Here is a 3,258-nt window from a genome sequence, read left to right on the forward strand (position 1 = left end):
CGGGAAGTCCGGAAAGCTCCCGACGAACCGCCGGCAGGGCCGGAAGACTTATCCGGCACGGCAGCGGGCATGACGGGTTCTTCCTCCTCGTCCTCCATCCCGAACGCGAAATCCTGCAAGGAGCGCATCTTTTCCCGCTCCCTGCGCCGCATCTCCTCCTGCACGTAGGCATCACGCTTGTCCGAGAGGATACCCTCCGATTCCGGGGTCGGCAGCTCCGTGTTGAAACCCGCCGAAGGCTCCTCCCGTTCTTTTTCGCCGGGGGAGAAGATCAGCCACATGCACCCGGCAAAGGCCAGGAAAAAGAGCGGGAAGACCACCATCTTCTTCCGCATCTGTATCTGCCGGGGCGTGAGTTCCTTTTTCCCCGCCTCCGGCTGTTTATTCTGTTTTTCGTTCGTCGTCATAATTGAAATCTTTTAGATGTTTTACACTGTCGGCCTCCTGCCGTTGTCTTAATTCCAGCTCCAGCCGCTCGATATGCCGTATCTGCATCCGTTCCCCGGCTCCCTTGCCGAAGCGGTAGATGGAAGACACGGTAAAGTAGAGCGACAAGACGGAAAAGAACAAGAGCAGCGTGAGGATCACGATAATCCGCTTATCGGGCGAGAGCGCCCCGCAAGCGCGGCGCAGGTGGTCTTCGACCCACTCCCCGAAAGCCTTTATTCTCTTCTTTGCCATAGCCTTATCTTTTTAATGTACGTAAATCGCGGTTCTCCAGAATCTCGAATTTCTCCATGATGAAACCCTGCGGGTTATTGTCCGAACGCCCCGAGTTGATCAGCTCGCAGCGCGTGACCAGCGAACGCTCGGTGATGTTGCTCTCGCGGACAATCATTTGCCGGGCATAGGTCATGGCCCGGTAGGGATAGGCGTTGAAGTCGCACACCACGGAGTCCACCTCGATACGCTGGCTGATGTTCCCCGACACCACACGGTTGTAGTAACCTTTCTCCTGCATGTCCTGGTAATAGGCGAAGGCGCTCTTATCGACCAGGAACAGCGCGCGGTTGATGTTGCTTTCGATGGCCGCACGGTCGGGCGAGAGGGTAAAGAACAACTCGTGAAAACGCCGGATATGTTCGCGCGCCTCCACGGGGCGGTTCTGGCTCAAATCCTGCGAGAGCGCCAGCATCAGCGACTTGCCCCCGTCCAGGACGTAGATCTTCTCGCGCTGCTTTTCGGCGAAACGGAAGCTCGCGACCACGCTGAACACGGATACCAGCGCGCACAGGCAGAGGAACACGATACCGAAAAGCCGAATCTGCCTGAAACTTGTTTCGATGTTTTTTAATGACTTGAATTCCATTGTCCAAATTGTTATGAATGATTACTGTTACCTTGTGTTGCCAGGTTGCGCCCGTTGGGGGCACTGCCCGAAGCCGGGCCACCGCCGCCGTTACCGGAGGAGGAACCGCCACCGCCGCGACGCCCGAACGTGCGGCCGATCATGTTGCCGGCGATACCGCCCGCGACACCCGTGGCGAATGCCCCGGCCTTGTTGATACCGCCCATAGCCCCGCCGGCTCCGCCCGACTGGATCACCCACTCGGCAACGGTGGGGATCGTGAAATAGCCTATGATACCTATAATCAAAAAGATAATATAGACACCGCTGCCGCTGTCGGGAATGTAGTTGGGGTCTTGCAGGGCCAGGACGTCCGCCTGGAGCATCAACGTCTGGATCTTGGCCAGCACCGCGGAGAACAGGTCGGCGATGGGAAGCCAAAGGTACACGCTGATATAGCGGGAAATCCAGCTCGCGAGTGTCGAGTGGAAGCCGTCGTAAATGGAGAGGGCGAACGACAAGGGCCCCAGAATCGACAGCACGACTAAAAAGAATGTCCGCAGCGTGTCGATGGTAAGCCCCGCGGCGTTGAACAACAACTCGAAGAAGTCCCGGACAAGCTGCCGGAAACCGGCCTTGATGTCGTACCACGTGCGTTCGGCCCACATGCTGATAATCTCGCCCAAATCCGTGATACCCATATCCGCAAGCCGTTGTTCATACACCTCGTCGTCCACTAACCAAGCCTTGCCCTCGCGCCTGCGGGCCTCGGCTTCCAAATCGTCCTTCTGTTGCTGGTATGCCTGCAAATCCAACGTCTGCCCCTCCAGTATGGCGTGCGTGCCCTGCACCACGGGCGACATCACGGCGTTGATCGTCCCCAGAACCACGGTGGGAAAGAACATCACGCACAAGCCGATGGCGAAAGGCCGCAGGAGCGGGAACACGTCGATAGGCTCCGCATTGGCCAGTGCCTTCCATACCCGGTAAGCCACGTAAAAGAGCGCACCCAGGCCGGCGATACCTTTCGCCACCCCGATCATGTCGCCGCATAGCGGCATCATCTCCTGATACAGGTTCCGGAGAACCTGGTGTAAATTGTCGAAATCCATGACTGCCTCCGTTTTCAGGTTACCAATATCTGTCGTTCGGGTTCCCGTAAAGTGCCAGCACCCGGTGCGCGTCGCCCTTTTCGCGGCCGCGGATGAAGGACACGGAGATGGTCTTGCGCGTGTAATAGCGCGTGAGGTTGCGGTACTCCAGCATCTTCGTGTAAACCTGATCCACCACGTCCATCCGCTCCTTGTCCGAGAGCGAGAGGCCGTTGCCGCCGGTTATGACCGTCTTGAGTTCCGCCACCAGCGCGCCGCCCTCCTCCAGCAGCCGGGCGTAACCCGCCGAGATCGCCGCCAGCTCGTCCACCGTGAAGTTCGGGTCTGAAACCATACGGTTGAATCCCGAGGTGTAGATTTCCGTGATCTCGCTGACCATTTCGAGTGTCAGCTTCACCTTCCGGGCATCCTTGATGATGTTATGCACCGATTTGAGGGCGTCGTAGTAAGCCTTGCTCTGGTTATAAATCTTGATACTCTCTTGCAGCGACTTGACCATGTTGGTCGCCGTGGTCGAGCTTTGAACCGCGCTCTTGATGTTCTGAACGAGGTTCGACGGGTCGATGACCGTCCACTGCGCTTTTGCCTGGTACGTGAAGCAAAGAAGCCCCACGAACAGCGTTAAAATCAATCGTTTCATCCTTTTCATTATTTAATTCGTGAATACTTGGGCGGTCATTCCGACGCCCGGTAATAATCCCCGTAGGCGGAGAGCTGGAGCACCTCGCGCCCCGCATCGTAGGCCAGGGCGACATCCCCGTAGAGGTCGAAGTAACGGATGCCTCCCCAATACTTCCTCACGGGACGGGAGAAGCGTGTCCCGTCCTTGTAGGACACCTCCACGTAAAAACCGCCGCC

The 3,258-nt window shown here is 57.6% G+C and carries 4 protein-coding genes and 2 pseudogenes; all 6 read right to left on the minus strand.

Translation table 11 applies throughout. The features are described 5' to 3' along the window. A pseudogene (locus ACESTR_RS15795) lies at positions 1–407 on the minus strand (conjugative transposon protein TraM); the annotation flags it as partial. Next, entirely contained in the window at positions 382–681 is a 300-nt protein-coding gene (locus ACESTR_RS15800; protein ID WP_004295449.1) for a TraL conjugative transposon family protein, read from the minus strand. The pseudogene ACESTR_RS15795 and the gene ACESTR_RS15800, both read right to left, overlap by 26 nt. Before the next feature lie 4 nt (positions 682–685). Next, positions 686–1,309, minus strand: a complete 624-nt coding sequence (gene traK, locus ACESTR_RS15805) for a conjugative transposon protein TraK (RefSeq protein WP_004295450.1) — start codon at positions 1,307–1,309, stop codon at positions 686–688. Positions 1,310–1,320: 11 nt separating this feature from the next. Further along, a complete protein-coding gene (traJ, locus tag ACESTR_RS15810; protein ID WP_004303797.1) occupies positions 1,321–2,400 on the minus strand; it encodes a conjugative transposon protein TraJ in 1,080 nt (359 codons plus the stop codon). A 19-nt stretch (positions 2,401–2,419) separates the two neighbouring features. Then, positions 2,420–3,040 carry a DUF4141 domain-containing protein gene (locus ACESTR_RS15815; protein ID WP_004319146.1) on the minus strand — a complete coding sequence of 207 codons (621 nt, stop codon included), beginning with the start codon at positions 3,038–3,040 and terminating at the stop codon, positions 2,420–2,422. 35 nt (positions 3,041–3,075) lie between these two features. Continuing rightward, positions 3,076–3,258 (minus strand): annotated as a pseudogene (locus tag ACESTR_RS15820) (hypothetical protein); the annotation flags it as partial.

Source organism: Alistipes sp. DJF_B185 (assembly GCF_964250025.1).
Taxonomy (GTDB): Bacteria; Bacteroidota; Bacteroidia; order Bacteroidales; family Rikenellaceae; genus Alistipes; species Alistipes finegoldii.

Excerpts from the sequence above, each read along its gene's own strand:
- traK (WP_004295450.1), bottom strand. The coding sequence starts at position 1,309 with ATGGAATTCAAGTCATTAAAAAACATCGAAACAAGTTTCAGGCAGATT.
- ACESTR_RS15800 (WP_004295449.1), bottom strand. The coding sequence starts at position 681 with ATGGCAAAGAAGAGAATAAAGGCTTTCGGGGAGTGGGTCGAAGACCAC.
- traJ (WP_004303797.1), bottom strand. The coding sequence starts at position 2,400 with ATGGATTTCGACAATTTACACCAGGTTCTCCGGAACCTGTATCAGGAG.
- ACESTR_RS15815 (WP_004319146.1), bottom strand. The coding sequence starts at position 3,040 with ATGAAACGATTGATTTTAACGCTGTTCGTGGGGCTTCTTTGCTTCACG.